Raw genomic sequence first — 20,973 nt, 5'->3', positions numbered from 1 at the left:
CTGTTTATGTACTGCTTAACGAAATCTCTTTCGTCAATTCTTTTCTAATTTCGGGAATATTATACTACAGTGCAGATAGGTTGTATATGTGATTTCTAAAAGCGTCTTTTCTGTTCATAAAACAAAAAAACAGCCTCTAAAAAGACTGTTTTTCACTCTTCAATGAATTGATTTGTTCTCCATTGATGACGACTTTCTGAAAAGCAGGAGAAACGGCATGCTCTAAAGATAAGGGATACGCCACATCATCTATGACACAATCTTTCATTTTAAAATGTGTCACAGGAGAATGTGCGTATGCGGCTATTTTCACACCATATCGCCCGCCGCTGCTTTTGAGTCCTTCCACTTCAATATGACGTACAACAGGACGATGCGGACCAGCATCTCCTTCCTCATACATCATGTCGATACAGACCACTTCATGCTTTAGACTTTTGACTGTATTGTTTTTAAAATAAATATGTTCAATGGTGCCGCCTCTGACAGAGTTGGTTTTAATACGCAGTGCCCGGTCAAGGTTCGGACTGTCCATGACATTATTTTCTGCATAAACATACTTTACCCCGCCAGAGATCTCGCTCCCGATCGTCACACCGCCGTGTCCATCCCGCATCTCATTTCTACGAATGACAATGTTTTCAGATGGAATCCCGATTCTCCGTCCATCCTCGTTTCTGCCCGATTTGATGGCAATACAATCATCTCCGTTATCAAAATAACAATCTTCAATGAGCACATTCCGGCAAGACTCCGGATTGACACCATCTGTGTTTGGTCCATGCCCAATGATTTTAACGCCGCGGACGATGACGTTATCACTTAACACAGGATGAATTTGCCACATCGGTGAATCCTTCACTGTCACTCCTTCGATTAGCACATGCTGACATTGGTATGGCTGAATAAAGCTCGACCTTAAATAATGACCTTCTCCAAATACCCTTTCTTCTACCGGTATTCTCTTTTCCGCCATTTCAAACAAAAGCTGGCGATCCCGATCCTGAGAGGGCTGGCCATTTGTCCCATACTTCCAAGGCCACCAATGATGCTCATCCCCTCTGCCATCAAGCGTTCCGGCTCCCGTTATAGCGATGTTTTCTGCATGGTGTGCATAAATGAGAGGTGAATAATTATAAAGTTCAACCCCTTCATATCTTGTCAGTACAAGAGGCAAGTAATCCCTTGGGTCTTGGCTGAATGTCACATAGGCTTTCTCATGCAGATGAAGTTCTACATTGCTTTTCAATTCTAAAGCACCTGTCATAAATGTCCCTGCTGGGATCAGCACCCGCCCCCCTTTCAACCGGTGCGCATCATCAATGGCAGACTGAATAGCATTTGTTGAAAGCTCTTGCCCTTCCGCATCTGCTCCATAATGCACCACATTCAATTCACGATCTGGGAACTGCGGTGCTTTTATCTGCTTTAGCACTTGATCAATTCCGTTTACTTTTTTATCTTTCTTCCCTTGCTTTGCTAAACGAGCAATTCCGACTCCAGTTAGTACCGTTCCTGCTGTGATATACATCAAATCCCGTTTTTTAGACACGTACTCATCCCCCAGTCGACTTAAAGTGTGACACCTGTTTTGAAAATAGCCAGCTCTCTAAAATTGTTTTTTTCATGATTTAACAGCTTCCCGCTCGCCACATCAATGACAGTTGAAATGAATTTTTCTAATACAACATCTTCCGGTACATCTTCAAGCAGTTCACCAGCATTAAAGTCAATCCAGTGCTTTTTTGTTTCATATAAGGCTGTGTTGGTTGAGATCTTCATTGTTGGCACAAACGTACCAAATGGTGTCCCCCGGCCTGTTGTAAATAAGACCATTTGACAACCAGAAGCAGCCAGTGCAGATGAAGCAACCAAATCATTACCAGGTGCACTTAATAGGTTCAATCCCTTTTGTTTCAGCAGCTCTCCATATTTCAATACATCTTTAATATCAGAAGTACCTGCTTTTTGTGTACAGCCAAGAGATTTATCCTCTAATGTCGAAATTCCACCTGCTTTATTTCCCGGGGAAGGATTTTCATATACCGGCTGTCGATGATCCATGAAGTATTGTTTAAAGTCATTGATCATTTGCACAATATTGTCGAAAGTCGCTTCTGATTCCGCTCTCTCCATTAAAATTGTTTCTGCTCCAAACATTTCGGGCACTTCTGTTAACACTGTCGTGCCGCCTTGAGCAACAATAAAATCGGACAGTCTGCCTAAAAGCGGATTTGCGGTAATACCAGAGAATCCATCTGATCCTCCGCACTTCAAGCCAATTTTCAGCTCAGATAACGGAATGTCTTCACGATGATCTTCTTTCGCCGCATCATAAATTTCCTTGAGTAAAGCGACTCCCGTTTCTATCTCATCTCCTACTTCTTGGCTTCTTAAAAATTTCACTCTCGTACGGTCATATTCACCTAAAGTGGACTGAAAATCCTCAATGTCATTGTTTTCACAGCCAAGTCCAAGAACGAGTACTCCTCCAGCGTTAGGGTGCTTCACCGCATTTTGTAAAATGATTTTGGTATTTTCATGATCGTCCCCAAGCTGTGAGCATCCATAATTGTGCTTTAATACGAGGGCTGTTTCAAAAGGATGGATGTTTCCACCCATTTCAGCGGTGAATATTTTGATCATTTGATCGGCGATACCATTTACGCATCCAACGGTAGGAACAATCCAAAGCTCATTGCGGATTCCGCTTCCGCCATTTTTTCGTTTATATCCTTTAAATGTAAGATTCGTTTTTTCATAGGGGTTTTCTGATAATGAAGGCTGGTATTCGTATTCTAGCTTGCCAGATAGATTGGTTTTGATATTATGCGTATGCACCCATTCTCCAGCAGAAATGGCAGTCACTGCATGACCAATGGGATAGCCATATTTGATAATATTCTCTCTTTGCTTGATTTCAGCCAATGCAAACTTATGACCTTTGGCGACGGCCTCTTTTAAGATAATCGTATGTCCTTGATGCTGCAGCTCCTCCCCTTGCTCAAGCTCTTTTAAAGCAATACCGACATTATCTGAAGGGTGGATGACAATAAAGTCTTTCATGCTTTCTCCCCCTGACTTTCATATTGATGAAGCATCATTCGATGAACAGCTGCTCTCATCCCATGCGTCTGTATGAGGGTAAGCTGATCAGCTACAGCTTGACTCAATCCATTTATATCTGTTAAATCTCTGCCCCATAATGACTCGCATGAAAGAATTTTCGCTGCAACTCCTTCATTAGAATGGTTTTCCTCTTCCCATGCTTCCTTCATGAGCGTTAGCACAGTTTCATCATCCTTGACCCTTCCTGCATGTGCTCTGTAGAAATAAATGAGACTGCTAAGTGAAAACACAAGTTTCATTGGCAGCTGTTTCTTTCGTTCAACATAATCAAGCAATGACGGAAGATTACGGGTTCGGAATTTGGATACCCCATTCAGTGCAATATCCAGCAATTGATGCTTGACAAATGGATTGCAAAAACGATCCCAAACGGATTGTGTATAAAGAAGAAGCTCATCTTCAGGGAGTTCAAGCCCTGGAAGTACTTCCTCCTCCAGCATACGCCGGACGAACGGACCAACATGCTCATCATCCACAGCTTCTTTTACAGTTTCTAAACCGCATGAGTAAGCAATCGGCACCATCGCTGTATGTGCACCATTTAAAATTCGTACCTTGCTCATACGATAAGGCGCAATATCCTCTACAAAAAGTACATTTAATCCTGCTTCTTGAAAGGGGAGCTCCTTTTGCACAAAGGGAGGCGCTTCAATGACAAAAAGATGATAATATTCTGCCGTGACAAGCAATTCGTCGATATACCCTTCCTCCCTTTGTACAATTTCAGCCGCTTCCTTAGAGAATCCAGGGACAATCCGGTCCACAAGTGTATTACAAAACGTGTTGGCTTCCTTAATCCATGTAATAAACGCAGGCGGCAGTTCCCACTCAGCTGCCATACTGATCACGTATTCCTTCAATCGATCACCATTTTGTTCAACCAATTCACAAGGCAGAATGATCAGTCCTTTCTGCTCATCTCCAGCAAATGCTTTAAACCGGTGATACAAGAACGATGTCAGCTTTCCTGGAAAACTGGCTTGCGGCCGATCCTCCAAACGATCTTCTTTTCTAAACACAAGTCCTGCCTCTGTCGTGTTTGAGAAGACAAAGCGAAGATTCGGGTTTTCCGCTACGTGTAAAAACTTCTCGTAATCCGTATACGTACTAATTCCTCTGCTAATCGATTGGATGATCGTACGTTCATTCATTTCTTGCTGGTCATGATATCCCTGAATACATAATGTGTACAAGCCATCTTGTTCATTTAAGGCTGCTACCGATCCTTTTCGTGGAGGAACAACAACCGCTCTTCCTTTAAAATCTGTGCAGTCGTTCAGCTTCTGGATGTGCCAATTGATAAATCCTCGCATAAAATTTCCTTCGCCAATCTGCAAAATCGTTTCCGGATACTCAGCCGCCGGGTATATGGCTTTTGATAATCGTTTCAAATGGATTCCCCTCTCCAAGAAATATGCACACGTGAACATTTTTCTAAGAAGGTGCTGATTACTGCACCTTTTTAACTGAATCTCTGATCATCAGCTCTGTGTGGACATACACTTTTTCCATATGATCCTCTTCTTGCTCTTCACCGTTTATTACTGAAAGGATAGCTTCTGCTCCAAGTGCACACATTTTTTCAATCGGTTTTTTCACCGTTGTCAATGCAGGTGTAGTATAGGACGAAAAAGCAATATCATCAAAACCAATAATAGAAATATCACCTGGACACGTTTTGCCTTTTGCAAATAATGCATTCATTGCACCAATCGCCATGTCATCGTTTGAGCAAAAGAGCGCTGTTGGCGGTTCATCAAGGGCCAGCAGCGACTCCATTGATTCATAGCCGCTTTTCATATGATAATCGCCTTTCATCATATATTCTTTCTTCATAGGTATTTGGTGATCAATTAACGCTTGCAGGAAACCAGCTTTTCTTTCTTGAGTTGATTTAAAGCCTTCTTTCCCTTCAATGATGGCGATTTGTTCATGACCTTGCTGAATGAAATGGTGTGCAGCCTGGTAAGCTCCTTGACTATCATCTGCTAATATATTCATGACTTCATGACTTTCTACACGGCGATTCAGCACAATGATGGGAATGCCCTGTTTCTTTACATGATGGATAAACGCTTCATCGTGCTCGCTTTGGCTCATAAGCAAAATGCCATCGTAGCGTTGTTTATGAATGGTTGTGTAATCGTGAAAGTCGTCAATTCCTCTTACAAAAAGATTATAATGCTCTGTCATGACGCTATTGACACCTTTTAACGCATCCACAAAGAAGCTTGAAGATGTCCCTTCTGTTAAACTCGTAAAAAACAGACCGATTGTAAATGATTTTTGTGAAACAAGGCCTCTCGCATGGACATTCGGTGAATAATTCAGCTGTTTTGCAATCGACAAAATCTTTTGTTTTGTCTTCTCCTTAATAAAAGGACTGTTATTCAAAGCCCTTGATACCGTGGTATGAGAGACGTTTGCCAATTTTGCTATGTCTTTAATTGTGACTGTCATGCTATTCCGCCTTTTATGATTTTTTACCATCTTATCATAAAACCGCTTTCATTTTCTTCATGTCATTTTGTTTGGATGCTTGAGCTGCTTTGCCCGGTCAAATTGAAAATACTGTCTGGCATTTTCATAGCTGATTCCTTTCACGATTCCCCCTAACAGTTCAAGATCATAAGGGGCTTCTCCTTTTTCTACCCAATCTCCGATGATATCGCAAAGCAGTCTTCGAAAATATTCATGCCTTGTATATGACAAAAAGCTTCGTGAATCTGTCAGCATCCCAATGAAACGGCTGATCAGTCCAATACTGGATAGAGCCATCATCTGCTCTGTCATCCCTTGTTTCGTATCATTAAACCACCAAGCTGTGCCGTGCTGGATCTTCCCAGGTGTCGTCCCATCTTGAAAGCTTCCAGCCAATGTGGAAATCACAACATTGTCCCGAGGATTCAAGGAATAGAGAATGGTTTTTGGCAGTGCCTGTTCTTGTTCTAAACGGTCTAATATTCTGCAAAGCGGCTTGGCAATGTCTTCATCATTCATCGCATCATACCCTGTATCTGGCCCAAGCCGCTCAAACATTTTCGTATTGTTGTTCCTAAACGCATTGATATGAAGCTGCATCGCCCAGCCCCGCTCATAGTAAGCCTGACCTAGCTGAATGAATGTTTGTGTTTTAAATTGGATCTTCTCTTTTTCCGTCAATGAACGCCCAGACATTCTTTTATGAAAGATGGCTTCCACTTCTTCTTCCGTCGTTTCTTCAAACGTCATTTCGTTAATAGCATGATCTGAGATCAAGCAGCCTTGTTCATGGAAAAAATCAATTCTTGCGAGGAGAGCTGTCAAAAAATCTTGATAGGATTGTATTGAAGTAGATGAAGCCTCTGCCAGTTCGTGAACATACACTGTAAATAGGTGATTCGTTATATCGAGTGCCTTGTCAGGCCGAAATCCGGGCAGTACTTGCACAATGAATCCTTCTTCCCGCAGTTTTTGATGATAGCAAAGCGAATCGACTGGATCATCTGTTGTCACGACTGTTTCAACGTTCGATTTCACAATAAAGTCTCTTGCACCAAAACCCTCATCTTGCAGCTTTTCATTTACTTTTTGCCAGATGATGTGTGCGGTTTTTTCGTTTAAAAGTTCTTCAACTCCAAAATATCGTCTCAGCTCTAAATGAGTCCAGTGATAGAGCGGGTTTCCAATGGTCATGGGAACGGTCTTCGCCCACGCCAGAAATTTCTCATAGTCTGAGGCATCCCCTGTGACGTGCGATTCGGGTATGCCATTTGCTCTCATGGCACGCCATTTGTAATGATCTCCGTAAAGCCATGCTTCGGTGATATTATGAAAGGTTTTATTCTCATATATTTCTTTGGGGCTTAAATGACAATGGTAATCTATAATTGGAAGGTCCTTTGCAAACTCATGGTATAGCTTTTCCGCCGTTTGACTGTTGAGTAAAAAATGCTCATCTAAAAAGGCTTTCATCAAACTCCCCCATCTCTCTTATAGATAAAAATAATTTGTTCACGTTAACAATTTTATTGTAATCGTTTACAAATTTGATTTCAATCCTAAAACAGGAAAAAACGATCTCCTTTAGAAAAGAAAATCGTTTTTTGGCTATTTTACAGGTGATGATTTTTTTAGGATAATCGCAATAGTTGTTCCAGTGCCTAGTTCACTTTCAACTTGAATATCACCGTCATGCAGCAAGACAAGCTCTTTTGCTATCGCAAGCCCGAGACCTGTTCCGTTCGTTGGATCGTTTGTATTTGTCCCTCTGTAATAGCGGTTAAATAGGTGATCCACCGTTTCCTGTGCCATTCCGCGGCCATTGTCTTTCATTTCGATTCGAACTTCTTCATTTGTTTCAGATAAAACAGCTGTAATATGTGTGCCTTTTTCGTTATGCTTCACTGCATTCGCCAGCAGGTTCTCAATCACTCGTCTGAACCATGCTTTATCGATCTCAAATATGACACCATCTGTTTGATCTTCAAAGGAGGATGGATAATCCTCAGATGAAGAGCTTCTTGAAAACTCGTCCATAATGGAAGCTAAAAATTCACTGAGTTCAACCGGTTTCCGATTAATAGGCAGGGCACCATTCTTCAATCGGTACGTGAGGTTTAAATCCTCAATCAGTGTCGACATGTATTCTGATTTCTCACGAATCACCTGTCCCATTTCCATGACTTCTTCCTTGGACCATTGATATTGATCGGATTCAAGCATGAGTCCATAGCCATAAATCGTACTTAGAGGCGTTTTCAAATCATGAGACAATCCTGCAATCCATTCTTCCCTTGTGGTTTGAATTTTTCTTCGGTTTGCTTCATTCTCTTTTAATGTAAGTGTAAGCTGCTCCATTGTTTTTAGGATATCCTCAAATAATCGGTATTCCCGCTTAATACGGCCTTTTTTATTTTTACTGACTGGAATTCCCTTTCTATTTGTTGGTTCCTGCAATTTATTTTTTGATAAGAAAATCAGCCAGCGAATAATGTGATAAATTGGCAGCCCATAACGATACGAATACCATAATGTCATGACAATAATAATAGTGAGTGCAAGACCTGCAATTAAAATGGTTGTATATTGATTTAAAGCGTCTCTCTCTTTATCGTAAAGCTCGTCCGGGCTGTATACTTTATTTGGTACCGAAACAATAATATACAGGTTTTTATTCACTTTCATATAAGACAGATCACTTCTAAACTCCCAAGGCTTCGATTGATACTTGAGCAGTTCAACATCTGTTACGTTATGTTTCAAATCGGTGTTGGCTCGAATGCCTTTTAAATATTTTCCTTCGTCATTGAACAAATGAACTGATCCATTCATTCTCTTCAAGAATTCTTTCGTTTCAACCGAATATTGAGATAATGCAGCCAAATTTTTCTCGTGCTGTTTCAGATAATTGGCTACCTTCGTGCTGTTCGTTTTGAACCCATATAACACAGTAAAACTTTCTTGATCAATCTCAATTGGCCAGAAGTACATCTTGTAATCTTTAAATTGTCTTTTTTCAAAGATCTTGATCATTTCATCCTTTTGATAAGACGTTGGAATTGATTTAGGGCGGTGATAGCTATAAACGGTATTCTTCTTTGAATCAATCACTTGCAGCCAGCCGTCTCTTTTTTCCACTGCTTGCTTGAGCTGATCGTCGGCTTCCATTTTTCCATCCTCGTTAAAATAAAGCCAGCTCATGAGTGTATCTCCATCAGCTTTTGTTAAACCAGTTTCGGTCATGTTCTCATAGTATTTATTTAAATATAAGTTCTCAGAGAACGTATTGCCGATCGTCAGAATGGCAATCACAATAAACATTTGTCCGACAAAGTGAAAGAAAAGTTTTGCTCGTAAATTCATAAATTATTGAAGGACCTTTGCAGGGTGCGGTATAAATTTATATCCCATACCACGGATCGTCACAATATATTCTGGCTGACTCGGATCTAATTCAATCTTTTCTCTCAGCTTTCGAATATGAACCATGACAGTGTTGTTATCACCATATGATGGGACGCCCCATACTTTCTCATAGATTTGATCTTTTGAGAGTACCACATTCGGATGGTCACAAAAGTACTTCAGCAAAGAAAGAAGCTGAGCAGAACATGCCGTCACCTCTCCTCTTACTTTCAATTCGGCTGCATGAGGATGATAGGAGAAATGGGCATAATGATATTGGCTTTGAGTGTCTTCTTGTTCCTCGTGTAAGGAGATATATGTTCGATTTAGGTGAGCCTTAATTCTAGCCACTAGCTCCAGCGGGTTAAATGGCTTCGTGATGTAATCATCTGCCCCTTGTGCAAAGCCCGTCAGTTTATCGACATCAGACGTTCTTGCAGTTAAATAGAAAATAGGCACTTTCGTTAACTTTCTGATTTCAGGCAGAACGTCAAAACCAGACTTACCGGGCATCATTACATCTAGAAGTAAGAGGTGGATGTCCTCGTTTTTGACAATATCTAATGCTTCATCTGCATGGTAGGCTTTATAAATATGCTTGAATCCTTCTTTTTTTAATACGCGTTCAACCATTTTCACAATTGCTTCTTCGTCATCTGCAATCAATATTTTTGCTGTTTCCACGCATCTCTTTCCTTTCTAGCATGATCTCTAACCGTATATTACCATTGTCTAAAGTAAAAAAGTACCTCTTTTCTGCATAAAAGCGAAAAAATATCAACTGGAGAAAATGGCAGGACCAGGAAGTTTTAAACATGCAAAAAAACCCGGCAGCTGCACCGGGTTCCTATACATCTATTATCCATTCACAGCTTCTAGCTTTCGTTCATGATTCATTAAGTCATATGTTAAACAGATCGGCTTATTCGTTCTAGGATCAAGCACAATTTCTGCATCAATATGGAATACCCGACTGAGTACATCTTTGGTCATGACCTCATGAGGCGTACCATCTTTTATGACTTTCCCTTGATTGAGGGCAATCATGTAATGTGAAAAACGCGCCGCATGATTCAAATCATGGATGACCATCAACACAGTTCGGCCCTGCTCCCTATTTAAGCGTTCTAACAGCTGAAGAATCTCGAGCTGATGTGCAAGATCCAAATACGTCGTAGGTTCATCTAATAGGAGCAGCTCTGTTTCTTGGGCAAGTGCCATCGCAATCCATACACGCTGACGCTGTCCGCCGGAAAGTGCTTCAATTGGCCGATCATGAAAAGCAATCATTCCCGTTTCCTCAAGTGCCCACCTAATGATTCGTTTATCTTCATTTGATAAGCGGCCAAACCCATTTTGATGCGGGAAACGTCCATATGACACGAGCTCATACACTGTCAATCCACTTGGTGCTTCGGGCGTTTGCGGTAAGATCGCCATTTGTTTTGAAATTTCTTTTGTCGGCGTCTCATGGATAGCCTTGCCATTTAAGTAAACAGCTCCTCGATTGGATTTCATAATACGAGACATCGTTTTTAAAATGGTTGATTTCCCGCAGCCATTCGGTCCAATCAGTGTTGTCACCTTGCCTTTTGGGATACTGACATTCAAATCTTCTACAATCAAACGGTCTTGATAACCGATACAAAGCTTTTCTGTTTCGAGTGATTTCATATGTTGTCTCTCCTTCCTCATTAGTTCGATTTCATCAATAAGTAAATGAAGTAAGGTGCGCCTAAAGCAGAAACGACAAGGCCAACTGGCACTTCTGATGGTGCAAGGATGACGCGGCCAATTGTATCTGCCAGTAATAATAACAGCGCGCCAATCAGCGCGGAGGCCGGTATCATTCCTTGATGCTTTGGCCCAACAAGCTTTCTAGCTAAGTGCGGTGCGGCTAATCCTAGGAAAGAGATACTTCCTGCAACAGCAACACTCGCACCTGCTAATGCAACGGCAATCAGCATGAGAAGGCTTCTTTCTTTATGAACAGAAATGCCCAATCCATAGGACAGCTGATCACCTAAATTCATAATGTTTAAGTAGCGTGATCTGACAAGCGCTAATATTAGGAAAATCAGCATCCATGGCAGAACAGATAAGACGTACGTCCAGCTCGAGCCATAAATGCTTCCAGATAACCACACGATGGCTTGGTTAAAATCATTTGGGCTCATTTTCAACTGGATGACCACAATTGCTGCTGAAAACGCAGCATTCACACCAATACCAGTTAAAATCAATCGAACAGGTGTGATGCCTTTTTTCCACGCTAACACATAGATGAGAAATGCAGCAAAGCCTGCACCTACGAACGCGAAAAGCGGCAGTACAAAAATCGTAAAATCACCTAAATTTGTCATCGTGCCTTGAAATGCAAAGATAAATAGCACAACGGCAAAACCAGCACCGGCATTGACACCGAGAATACCCGGGTCAGCTAAACCATTTTGAGAAACACCTTGCCAAATCGCTCCTGATACAGCGATAGAAGCGCCGACAAGTAAAGCGATGACCATTCTTGGAAGCCTGAACTCGAATAATACGAGTTCATCCATTTCACTTCCGAATCCAAAAAGTGTTTTCAATGTATCCATCGGAGATATTCGAATTTCTCCGGTATTTAAACTAATGAGAAACACAGCTACGATCGCGAAAAAGATCATGAGCATCGTTCGTTGATATTTCTTTTTCTTTGCTTGCTGCACCATTTCCATTTAAATCCCGCTCCTTTCACGTCTAGCTAAGTATAAGAAGAAAGGAACGCCTATAATCGCAGTAATGGCACCGACTGGCGTTTCAAACGGAGCGTTGACCAGCCTTGCAGCAATGTCTGCATAAATTAACAAAGTGGCTCCTAAAATAGCGGAGCATGGGATAATCCAGCGGTAGTCCACTCCAACCAAGAATCGAGTGACATGAGGGATCACAAGCCCAATAAAACCAATAGAGCCTGCTACCGACACGGCAGCACCCGTTAAAAGAATAACAACCAATATACCAAGCACCTTGACCGTTTTTGTATACTGTCCAAGTCCTTTCGCCAGTTCTTCACCTAAGCTCAAAACCGTGATCGAACGGGCAAGGATCATTGCAATGATTAGTCCTGCAATGGCAACTGGAATGATGATATGAATGTTACTCCAATTCACACCTGCCACTCCGCCAGCATACCAAAAGCTCATATCTTGAGCGACGTCAAAACGAATGGCAATGGCTGAGGAGATGGAGCTCAAAAGTGCTCCAACCGCTGTACCAGCTAGTGCGAGCTTTACAGGAGTCAGCCCCCCTTTTGACATAGTACCGACACCAAATACAATAGAGGCACCGAGTGCGGCTCCAACAAATGACCAAAGAATTAATGTAAAAGAAGATTGGCCAGGGAAAAATGCTAATGCAATGGCAATCGCAAATGCGGAGCCATTTGTCACACCCATAATCTCAGGTGACGCAAGCGCGTTTCTTGTCATTCCTTGCATAATGGCACCTGATACGGCTAAAAAGGCACCGACGAGGGCAGCTCCAACTGTACGCGGCAGCCTCAATTCCCGAATGATTTGATGTGAAGTTTGATGTGGATCAAAATGAAAAACGGCTTCCCATACAGTCTGTAGATGAATGTTTGCCGCTCCTAATGATACTGATAAAAAAAGACCAAATGCTAAAGCGATTATTCCTATGATGATAACAGCTGCTGTTCCAAAAGGCTTCGTGACAATATCGATCGTATCATCGCTGGCTGGCAGCTGTTTATTCGATTGTGAGCCCAAAACCAGTCTCTTCCTTTCCGTTCATGTCTATTCTCTATTAGTGATAATGATTATCAATCTCGAAGTCTAGTATATCACTTTCTTTTCTTTTTGAAATCACTGTTCTGATAAATTTCTTTATTTTCGGCAAAAAACTGTGAGAATTTCATCATTTTTCTTTTGGTTCTAAATTAGCCGATGCATTTTTGTTCCTACCATGTTACGATAAAATTGAAAATGAGAATCATTATCAAAGGAAAGTGAATAGGAGAGAACTTTTGTGAAAAAACGAACTGGATTTCTTTTGATTTCTTTATCCATCCTTATGATCTTTACAGCCGCTTGCGGCAGCACTTCAAATAAACAATCTGCAGAGAAAAAGAATGACATGATCACCTATCAGGATGCCAAAGGTGAAGTGAAGCTACCGAAAAATCCGAAACGAATAGTGCTTCTTGCAGAAAGCTATTACGGGGACCTCGTCACGCTCGGCAAGACGCCGGTTGCTACAACATCCCCCATCTTTAAAAACCCTTTTTATAAAGGGAAAACAGATGGAGTGGAAAATCTCGGAAGGACCCCATCAGTCGAAAAGGTAGCCGCTTTGAAGCCAGATATGATTATTGCATGGGGAGAAGACGAGAAGTTTGATCAATACAAAAAAATCGCCCCAACTGTAGCGGTTAAATACAACCAATATTCCTTCAAAGACCAGCTAAAAGAATTCGGTAAAATGACAGGTACACCAAAAAGAGCAACAGAATGGATCACGAAATGGGATACCAAAATTGCTGAGGTGAAACCAAAGGTAACAAAAGCGGTCGGCAACAAAACGGTTTCGATCGTATCGCCATTTGATAAAGGTATTTATATTTTTGGAAACACCTTCGGCCGCGGGGGCGAAATCATTTATGACGAGCTGAAATTAAAAGCACCGAAGGACGTCAAAAAAGAAGCGATCGACAGCGGTGTCGGCTATGCAAACATTTCTCTTGAGAAGCTGCCAGAATTCGCAGGCGACTATATTTTCACAGGTCCATGGAGCGGCTCAAAAAGTAATGGTGACCAAGTGTATCAAAGCAGCATTTGGACATCACTTCCTGCCGTCAAAAATAAACGTGTATTTGAAATAGATCCCGTCGGTTACTTCTTTAATGACCCAGTGTCACTAGAAGGTCAGCTAGAGTTCATTGTAGACCGATTGACATCTGCATCATAAAAAAACGTTTCTCCAGAGATGGAGAAACGTCCAAATTATTGACAAAGGGATAAAATGAGCTTTATTTTATCCCTTTGTCTTCTTTTCAGCGTGATAGAAAACCTTTGCAGTCTAGGAAGGACGAGTACCGGAGCGGAGCGAATTGAACATTCGTGAGCACCGAAGCGCAGACCTGACAACGAATGCGAGGGTTTGTCTACACGCTGAACGTTTCTCCAGAGATGGAGAAACGTCTTCCTTATCTTATACCGTTTCTTTGGCAAATCCTTTTGACATAAGTGGATAAAGCAAAATACCCACTAAGAATAGACCGATTCCAAGACCAAAAGTTTTCAAGTCGGCTGTTCCTGAAATAATGACCCAAGCTGAATATCCCATCGCAACAAGTGCAATAATACCGTCTCTTGTTCGATTTCCTTTTTGAAGCTCATATGTGTCACCTTGCATGATGACCTTAAAGCTGTAGATGGAAGACACAATATACGGAATAAGATACGCAAGTGTCGCTGATGTGGTTAAAAAGGTAAAAGCTTCATTAATCGTACGTGACATCACAGAGAAGATAAACAGCTGTGACATAATATTTGTAACTGTCAAAGCGAAAGCAGGGCTTCCTTTTTTGTTTGTTTTTGCAAATACTGCCGGAAAATCACCAGCCTTTGCTGCTTGATACGGTACTTCTGAACCAAGTAAAATCCAGCCAAGCATCGAACCAAACAAACAAATAATCGCCAGCAGTGCCATGACAATTCCGCCAGCTGGCCCAATAATAAGCTGAAGCACATCCACGAATGGTTTGTCAGAGCCTTGCAATTGATCATGCGGCAGAACTCCCATTGTAATCAATGTGATAATCATGTAGATCGAAAGTGCGATTAAAAGACCTGTAATCGTCGCACGTTTCACATCACGCTGTGAGGATGCTCTTCCTGATAAAATGACAGCTGATTCAATCCCAATAAATGCCCATAGTGTGGAAATAGCCGCATGATGAATTTGGCCACCAAGTCCGAGCACTCCTTCTCCGCCTGTTTCAACCGGAAAGTAATAATGTTCAAATAATGCCGTTTGAAATGCAAATAATCCCGCTACAATAAAAAGGACGAATCCAAGCACCTTCGAAAAGGTCGTAATAAAATTCAATTTACTTGCAGCACTTAAGCTAGTGATTAAAATGGTATGTGTTCCCCATAGAAGAAGGGTACATACGATAAACGTCATGAGCTGGCCAAGTGTGACCGCTTCTTTTCCAAAGGTAAAAACTTCAGTCTTCACGGTGAGAATAGGGAAAAAAGTCGTCAAATAACCAGCAAGGCTTGTAATAATTGCGACATTACTAATCCAGCTTGCCACCCAATATCCCCAAACCATTGTAAAACCGGCCGCTTTCCCTTTTTTCGGATCTTTAAAAAGCGCTCTTGCATAACTCTGTGGTCCAGCCGTCAGCTGCGGCTTATGAATGGACAAATGCCCAAATACAAGCGCAATCATCAGCACACCGCCGCCTGTGACAAGCCATGCCATCGTCACACCTAAAGGACTGGCGTGCTGGGCAAGCGTACTTGGCAGCATAAAGATGCCTGAACCTACCATATTTCCGACGACAAAAGCCGTCAATAACCAAAAACCCCATTTTTTTGTCTGTTCCATTTCCGTACCTCCGTTTTATTCACTTTGGACCAGACCCGGCAGTATCTTCATTGATATATTTGTGAAGCAATGACTTGCATTCTTTATGTTCATCATGGATTACTTATTCACAGCATACCCTTATTTTTGTTACTCAGAACATAAAAAAAAGCCTGAACAAAAGTCCATGCTTTTCAAAACATACACCTTGATCTCCGGATAGCCCTCCACGCTTCAAAGACGTGGCAGTCCTGCATTTATTCAATGCAGACCCAGCATAAAGAAAGTTGGAGCTCTCTTTACACTTCGGCGCTGATGCCTTTTTTCTCATGATCTACGATTCCATCTCTCCTATGAGTGACTCATCATCCGCGCAACCTCTACCTCACTGAGACATAGCGTGAGGATTTCTATTCATTTTTACTACACGAAGGTTATCAAACATTCTCACATCTGTCAAAGGGAAAAACATAGAAAAAAGGCAGAGAACGGTTTCTCTGCCCTTTACCTGCTTATTGTTGGTTGTTTTTCTTCTTTTGTACAGCTTCCTGAAGCGGATCGCCTGCTAGCTCTTTACTTGCTTCCTCTAACAGCTGATCTACCTGCTGATGGTTTTTCTCACTTTTCGCCTTTTTATCCTTTTGGAAAAATGACATCGCTGTTTCCTCCCTTTTCATAAAATGCGGTTGCCTGTTTAATTTGCGCTACAGCACTCAGCATTATACAAGGGAAGAGGCTCAATCATCATGAAAGGTCTGTCTCATTTTTTGCAAGTACGACAGAAAGGTTTTTAAATCATCCTTTGTGAAGTCTGACATCATATGCTGAATCACTTTTCCGAAAAGACGTGTATGCTTTTCATAAATCGCCATCCCTTTTTCCGTGACTTCTAAACGAACAAGTGATGAATCGTCCTTGTCCCGTTCTCTTTGAATATAACCCTGCTCACATAATTTATTGAGTGCAATAGAGGCTGCACCAGGGTTTAAAGAAAGTCTTTGCTTCAGCTCTTCGGCATGTGATACTTTGCCTTGTATCAAAATAGAAAGAGCATATATCTGCGGGGGCGTGATGTCTTTCTCTAACTCAAGTAACTTGCGGTTTAATTTACGGCTGACTTCATAATGTACAAGAACAATTTCTTTTAAAATGTCTGCATTACCCATCCGAATCGCATCCTTATCGTTAGTATCAACATGACTTCTCCCTTATTATAGAATGTTTTTCCATTCAGCCAACCATTTTGGCCTCTTTTTCTTTAGAAATAAGCCTTGCTGAATGAATCCACCCTTGATATAGTGAGTACTTGAACTAAAGATAGAACAGGAGTACGCATCATGACAGGAAAAACACACATCATGGGCGGAGTTGCCGCCTCTACAGCCGTTGCCTACTATTATGGATTAGACCCAGTGACGATGGCTGCTGCTGGATCAGTTGGTGCCCTGATCCCTGATCTTTGCCATACAAAAAGTAAAATCGGCAGAAAATTCCCGCTGCTCTCGGCACTGATCAGCAGTGTATTCGGTCATCGCACGTTTACACACAGTTTATTATTTTTGCTGATCATTTATTTTCTAGCGACAACATACATTCCAAATGACAGCCTAAGTATCGGTTTACTAGTCGGGATGGCAAGTCATCTCATCCTAGATGCAGGAACAGTGAACGGGATTAAATTTTTATTTCCAGCTTCCATTAAAGTGCGTCTTCCCTTCTATGTCAAAACAGGCAGCACAGGAGAACAAGTCGTACTAGCTGCTCTTACCGTCGTTACCTGCTATTACATCGCCGTCATCTGCGGCATATCCATCCCATTCTAATGAATTAAAAAGAGTTTTTCCGAAAAACACAGGATATGAATTGATCATTCCTCATTTTTTTAGTAGGTTTAAGATAAGTGTTTTTGCCTTGCAGCTGAATACAGAATGATGAGGAGCTACATAAATGAAAGCGTTCTTCAAAAATCACTGGTTTTTAGTGTATTCCATCCTCTTCATGTGGATGAAAACATACATCATATATCAATTCGGATTTCACATAAGAACGGCCAATCTGTTTCATGAATGGCTGCTTTTGATCAATCCACTTAGCTTTTTGCTCCCTTTGTTTGGGATTGCTCTTTTTTTAAATGAAAAGAAGCAAAAGATTTTTTTATTGACCGCAAATTTTATTTTGACGGCGATTCTCATAGCGAATACGATCTTTTATGGATTTTATATTGATTTCATTACGATCCCTGTATTATTCCAAGCGAAAAACATGGGGGATATGGGCAGCAGTATGACAGAATTGTTCCACCCGCTGTTTTTACTGATGCTCATTGATTTCGTGGTACTGGCATGGCTGTTAAAGCGTAAACCTTTAGCACCAAAAGCCTCCTTCAAGACGATCAAAACATATTATGCCGTGTGCTGCAGCTTTCTATTGTTTCATGTCAGTTCAGCCATGATGGATCACCCTCGTTTTCTGACAAGCTCTTATGATCGAGAAGTGATTGTACGAAACCTTGGGTTGTTCCAGTTCCACCTGTATGACGGTGCTGCCCAAACAGCGCGAATTGGACAAAAAGCCTTTGCAGATGAAGATACACTTTCAACCGTAGCTAACTACACAAAGGCTGATTACAGTGCACCAAACGAAGAGTACTTTGGACTTGCTAAAGGCAAGAACGTTGTGTTCATTTCACTCGAATCAACCCAGCAATTTGTCGTTGATCAAAAGGTGAATGGACAATACATCACCCCCTTTTTAAATCAACTCGCTAAAAAGAGTTTTTATTTTGATGAATTTTATCAGCAGACTGAGCAAGGAAAGACGTCGGATTCAGAGTTTATTGTCGCAAATTCCCTCTATCCATCTAGCAGCGGCGCTGTCTTTTTCACAGCGAGTGACAACGAATACGACACGTTATACAAGCAGCTGAAAAAAAAGAACTATCAATCCGTCCAATTTCATGCGAATAATAAAACGTTTTGGAATCGTGATGTGATGTATGAATCGTTTGGGATTGACCGCTTTTATGATGTCGATTCGTATCAAGTCAATGAACAGAATTCAACTGGCTGGGGCTTAAAGGATATCGACTTCTTTGACCAATCCATTGATTATTTAAAAAAGTTGAAGGCACCTTATTACAGCACGTTCATTACCTTGACCAATCACTTTCCATTTGAAATCGATCCAAACGATCAATTGATTGATGAATATGATTCGTCCAGCGCCATTTTAAACCGCTATGTGACGACCGTCCGCTATCAGGATGAAGCCATTAAGACATTTTTTGAACGTATGAAAGAAGAAGGACTGTATGACAATACAATGTTTGTTCTCATGGGGGATCACTATGGCATCTCCGAGGCACATCATCAGGCAATGGCAGAGCTGCTCAATAAAGATGAAATCACACCGTTTGATGCTGTGAAATTGCAGCGGGTTCCCTTTTTGATTTACATTCCGGGAGTCACAGACCAAGCACCGCAGACAATTTCTGAAACAGCTGGGCAAATCGACGTGAAGCCGACACTCCTGCACTTACTCGGTATTGAAACGAAGGATGCCATTCAATTTGGCAATGACTTATTTTCAAACGAACGGACGCCTTTTGCTGTTTTGAGAAACGGAAACTTTATTACAAATGATTATCTCTATACAAAGAACACCTGCTATGATCAAAAAACAAAAGAGCCTGTTGAACAGGATGAGGTGTGTCAGCCTTATATCGAAAAAGCCAATAAAGAGCTTTCCTTATCAGACAAAGTGATCAATGGGAATTTGCTCCGTTTTTATCAGCATTAAAAGTCGCCTTCTGGCGGCTTTTCTTTTCTCTTTTTACTGAAAGCCTATGAATGGTCAAATAAGTTTGCTTATAATAAAGGATACAGATGATATTGAATAATAAGAGGTGTGAACATGAAGTATGCGTTCTTCGCCTTCATCGCCATCTGTTTGCTCCTGAGCGGGTGTCAAACAGAGATGAAGTCATCGGATACAACAAAAAAAACTGAGCTTGTCATTTCAGCTGCGGCAAGTCTTCAGGATGCACTAAAGGAAATTGAATCCACTTATAATGATGAGCATCCGAATGTGACATTAACAAATAATTTCGGGTCATCCGGCGCATTGAAGCAGCAAATTGCGCAAGGGGCAAAGGCGGATCTCTTTTTCTCAGCAGCTGAAGCGCCCTTTGATGAGCTTGTGAAATCTGGAGACATCGATCAACATTTTATCAAGGATGCTATCCAAAATGAGCTTGTACTCATTGTGCCAAAAGATCACTCTTCCTCTATTAAAAGCTTTCAAGACGTCCAGCACATAAAAGGAAAGGTTGCTCTTGGCACACCTGAATCCGTTCCTGCTGGTACATACGGCAAAGAGATTTTCACAAAGCTGAACATCTGGGATCAAGTGAAAAAGAATGCTGTGTACGGCAAGGATGTGCGGCAGGTTTTAAGCTACGTAGAAACAGGAAATGTGGAAGCAGGTCTTGTGTATAAGACAGATGCCCTCGTTTCCAAAAAAGTAAAGATTGCAGCTGAAGCCAATCAGGACATGCACTCCCCGATCATTTACCCAGTAGGGATCATAAAAGGGACAGAACATTTAGAGGAAGCCAAGTCCTTTTTTGAATTTCTTCAATCAAAAGCAGCCAAATCCATTTTTAAAAAATACGGCTTTCAAGTAACATAATGCCCATGCTCACTGAAGAATTCCTATCTCCCATTTGGCTGTCTGTGCAAGTTGCCGTTGTGAGCGGACTGCTGGCAACTGTTTTTGGTACATTGATTGGTTATTGGATGGCGCGAACATCATTTAAAGGGAAAATGATCGTAGAAACGTTCTTGATGATGCCGCTTGTCCTTCCGCCAACGGTTGTAGGGTTTTTATTGCTCGTCATATTCGGAAGGCATAGCATGATAGGAGACGTGATTGAATGGATCTTCCACCAACCTGTCATTTTTACATGGTGGGCGGCGGTAATTGCATCAACGGTTGTGGCATTCCCGCTTATGTATCAATCAGCAAAAGCCGGATTTTCAACCATTGAGTCAGATATTGAAGGGGCTGCAAAAGTAGATGGTGCTCATTCATTCCAAGTCTTTGCTTATATTACTGTACCACTTGCCCTGCCTTCCCTCTTGTCAGGCAGCATCCTCAGCTTTGCTAGAGCCCTTGGAGAATTCGGGGCGACCTTAATGTTTGCCGGCAACATCCCAGGAAAAACGCAAACACTCCCAACCGCTATCTATGTGGCAATTGATTCTGGACGAATGGAGCTTGCTTGGGCTTGGACGATTTGTATTGTGATCCTATCTTTTATCATGCTCTTGGCTGTGCGCCGAAGCAGTACGTAAAAAATCC

Annotated in this window: 18 protein-coding genes and 1 riboswitch; of the genes, 5 read left to right on the top strand and 13 right to left on the bottom strand. The window is 41.6% G+C overall.

Annotated features, from left to right (window positions below; genetic code table 11):
• Nucleotides 1-136: 136 nt before the first annotated feature.
• The 10 genes from JJ692_RS05765 to JJ692_RS05720 form a co-directional block, all read right to left on the bottom strand.
• Complete coding sequence (locus JJ692_RS05765; RefSeq protein ID WP_206534322.1) at nt 137-1,552, bottom strand: glycoside hydrolase family 28 protein; 1,416 nt, start codon at nt 1,550-1,552, stop codon at nt 137-139.
• Nucleotides 1,553-1,572: 20 nt separating this feature from the next.
• Nucleotides 1,573-3,066: a UxaA family hydrolase gene (locus JJ692_RS05760; RefSeq protein WP_206534321.1), complete on the bottom strand. Its 1,494-nt coding sequence runs from the start codon at nt 3,064-3,066 to the stop codon at nt 1,573-1,575.
• On the bottom strand, nt 3,063-4,520 hold the full coding sequence (locus tag JJ692_RS05755; RefSeq protein ID WP_206534320.1) for a tagaturonate reductase: 1,458 nt from the start codon (nt 4,518-4,520) through the stop codon (nt 3,063-3,065). The genes JJ692_RS05760 and JJ692_RS05755 overlap by 4 nt, the downstream gene beginning before the upstream one ends.
• Nucleotides 4,521-4,578: 58 nt before the next feature.
• The gene (locus JJ692_RS05750; RefSeq protein WP_073207414.1) at nt 4,579-5,589 is read right to left on the bottom strand and encodes a LacI family DNA-binding transcriptional regulator; all 1,011 of its coding nucleotides are present in this window, start codon (nt 5,587-5,589) and stop codon (nt 4,579-4,581) included.
• Between the two features lie 57 nt (nt 5,590-5,646).
• A complete protein-coding gene (gene uxaC, locus JJ692_RS05745; RefSeq protein WP_206534319.1) occupies nt 5,647-7,083 on the bottom strand; it encodes a glucuronate isomerase in 1,437 nt (478 codons plus the stop codon).
• A gap of 135 nt (nt 7,084-7,218) precedes the next feature.
• A complete protein-coding gene (locus tag JJ692_RS05740; RefSeq protein ID WP_206534318.1) occupies nt 7,219-8,973 on the bottom strand; it encodes a HAMP domain-containing sensor histidine kinase in 1,755 nt (584 codons plus the stop codon).
• 3 nt (nt 8,974-8,976) lie between these two features.
• Nucleotides 8,977-9,699, bottom strand: a complete 723-nt coding sequence (locus tag JJ692_RS05735) for a response regulator transcription factor (RefSeq protein WP_206534317.1) — start codon at nt 9,697-9,699, stop codon at nt 8,977-8,979.
• Between the two features lie 174 nt (nt 9,700-9,873).
• Nucleotides 9,874-10,689 (bottom strand): ABC transporter ATP-binding protein, encoded by an 816-nt coding sequence (locus JJ692_RS05730; RefSeq protein WP_024423449.1) that lies wholly within the window; start codon nt 10,687-10,689, stop codon nt 9,874-9,876.
• 20 nt (nt 10,690-10,709) lie between these two features.
• Entirely contained in the window at nt 10,710-11,732 is a 1,023-nt protein-coding gene (locus tag JJ692_RS05725) for a FecCD family ABC transporter permease (protein ID WP_048237425.1), read from the bottom strand.
• Nucleotides 11,733-12,785, bottom strand: coding sequence for a FecCD family ABC transporter permease (locus JJ692_RS05720; RefSeq protein ID WP_149126290.1), 1,053 nt, complete (start codon nt 12,783-12,785; stop codon nt 11,733-11,735).
• A gap of 259 nt (nt 12,786-13,044) precedes the next feature.
• Here JJ692_RS05720 and JJ692_RS05715 point away from each other — a divergent pair, with 259 nt between their 5' ends.
• Nucleotides 13,045-13,983: an iron-hydroxamate ABC transporter substrate-binding protein gene (locus JJ692_RS05715; RefSeq protein ID WP_133744575.1), complete on the top strand. Its 939-nt coding sequence runs from the start codon at nt 13,045-13,047 to the stop codon at nt 13,981-13,983.
• Nucleotides 13,984-14,226: 243 nt separating this feature from the next.
• Here JJ692_RS05715 and JJ692_RS05710 read toward each other — a convergent pair whose 3' ends face one another.
• The 3 genes from JJ692_RS05710 to JJ692_RS05700 form a co-directional block, all read right to left on the bottom strand.
• Complete coding sequence (locus tag JJ692_RS05710; protein WP_041107769.1) at nt 14,227-15,633, bottom strand: amino acid permease; 1,407 nt, start codon at nt 15,631-15,633, stop codon at nt 14,227-14,229.
• 191 nt (nt 15,634-15,824) lie between these two features.
• Nucleotides 15,825-16,003, bottom strand: a riboswitch (Lysine riboswitch).
• Between the two features lie 121 nt (nt 16,004-16,124).
• Nucleotides 16,125-16,268 carry a small acid-soluble spore protein SspJ gene (gene sspJ / locus JJ692_RS05705; protein WP_024423454.1) on the bottom strand — a complete coding sequence of 48 codons (144 nt, stop codon included), beginning with the start codon at nt 16,266-16,268 and terminating at the stop codon, nt 16,125-16,127.
• An 81-nt stretch (nt 16,269-16,349) separates the two neighbouring features.
• Nucleotides 16,350-16,778, bottom strand: a complete 429-nt coding sequence (locus tag JJ692_RS05700; RefSeq protein WP_024423455.1) for a MarR family winged helix-turn-helix transcriptional regulator — start codon at nt 16,776-16,778, stop codon at nt 16,350-16,352.
• A 171-nt stretch (nt 16,779-16,949) separates the two neighbouring features.
• On the opposite strand from JJ692_RS05700, the gene JJ692_RS05695 reads away from it, so the two are divergent.
• The 4 genes from JJ692_RS05695 (at nt 16,950) to modB (ending at nt 20,966) form a co-directional block, all read left to right on the top strand.
• The gene (locus JJ692_RS05695) at nt 16,950-17,435 is read left to right on the top strand and encodes a metal-dependent hydrolase (protein ID WP_024423456.1); all 486 of its coding nucleotides are present in this window, start codon (nt 16,950-16,952) and stop codon (nt 17,433-17,435) included.
• 124 nt (nt 17,436-17,559) lie between these two features.
• Complete coding sequence (locus tag JJ692_RS05690; protein ID WP_024423457.1) at nt 17,560-19,410, top strand: LTA synthase family protein; 1,851 nt, start codon at nt 17,560-17,562, stop codon at nt 19,408-19,410.
• Between the two features lie 114 nt (nt 19,411-19,524).
• Nucleotides 19,525-20,301 (top strand): molybdate ABC transporter substrate-binding protein, encoded by a 777-nt coding sequence (modA, locus tag JJ692_RS05685; protein ID WP_206534316.1) that lies wholly within the window; start codon nt 19,525-19,527, stop codon nt 20,299-20,301.
• Nucleotides 20,301-20,966, top strand: coding sequence for a molybdate ABC transporter permease subunit (gene modB / locus JJ692_RS05680; RefSeq protein ID WP_073207437.1), 666 nt, complete (start codon nt 20,301-20,303; stop codon nt 20,964-20,966). The genes modA and modB overlap by 1 nt, the downstream gene beginning before the upstream one ends.
• Nucleotides 20,967-20,973 lie beyond the last annotated feature (7 nt).

Origin of the sequence: Bacillus sp. 3a, assembly GCF_017161885.1 — a bacterium.
Classification (GTDB): Bacteria; Bacillota; Bacilli; order Bacillales; family Bacillaceae; genus Bacillus; species Bacillus safensis.
The sequence above is the reverse complement of the archived record's forward strand: the minus strand, read 5'-3'. Positions and strand labels throughout refer to the sequence as shown.

Coding starts and splice junctions, on each gene's coding strand:
- JJ692_RS05760 (WP_206534321.1), bottom strand. CDS start 3,066: ATGAAAGACTTTATTGTCATCCACCCTTCAGATAATGTCGGTATTGCT.
- JJ692_RS05750 (WP_073207414.1), bottom strand. CDS start 5,589: ATGACAGTCACAATTAAAGACATAGCAAAATTGGCAAACGTCTCTCAT.
- uxaC (WP_206534319.1), bottom strand. CDS start 7,083: ATGAAAGCCTTTTTAGATGAGCATTTTTTACTCAACAGTCAAACGGCG.
- JJ692_RS05740 (WP_206534318.1), bottom strand. CDS start 8,973: ATGAATTTACGAGCAAAACTTTTCTTTCACTTTGTCGGACAAATGTTT.
- JJ692_RS05730 (WP_024423449.1), bottom strand. CDS start 10,689: ATGAAATCACTCGAAACAGAAAAGCTTTGTATCGGTTATCAAGACCGT.
- JJ692_RS05725 (WP_048237425.1), bottom strand. CDS start 11,732: ATGGAAATGGTGCAGCAAGCAAAGAAAAAGAAATATCAACGAACGATG.
- JJ692_RS05710 (WP_041107769.1), bottom strand. CDS start 15,633: ATGGAACAGACAAAAAAATGGGGTTTTTGGTTATTGACGGCTTTTGTC.
- sspJ (WP_024423454.1), bottom strand. CDS start 16,268: ATGTCATTTTTCCAAAAGGATAAAAAGGCGAAAAGTGAGAAAAACCAT.
- JJ692_RS05700 (WP_024423455.1), bottom strand. CDS start 16,778: ATGGGTAATGCAGACATTTTAAAAGAAATTGTTCTTGTACATTATGAA.
- JJ692_RS05695 (WP_024423456.1), top strand. CDS start 16,950: ATGACAGGAAAAACACACATCATGGGCGGAGTTGCCGCCTCTACAGCC.
- JJ692_RS05690 (WP_024423457.1), top strand. CDS start 17,560: ATGAAAGCGTTCTTCAAAAATCACTGGTTTTTAGTGTATTCCATCCTC.
- modA (WP_206534316.1), top strand. CDS start 19,525: ATGAAGTATGCGTTCTTCGCCTTCATCGCCATCTGTTTGCTCCTGAGC.
- modB (WP_073207437.1), top strand. CDS start 20,301: ATGCCCATGCTCACTGAAGAATTCCTATCTCCCATTTGGCTGTCTGTG.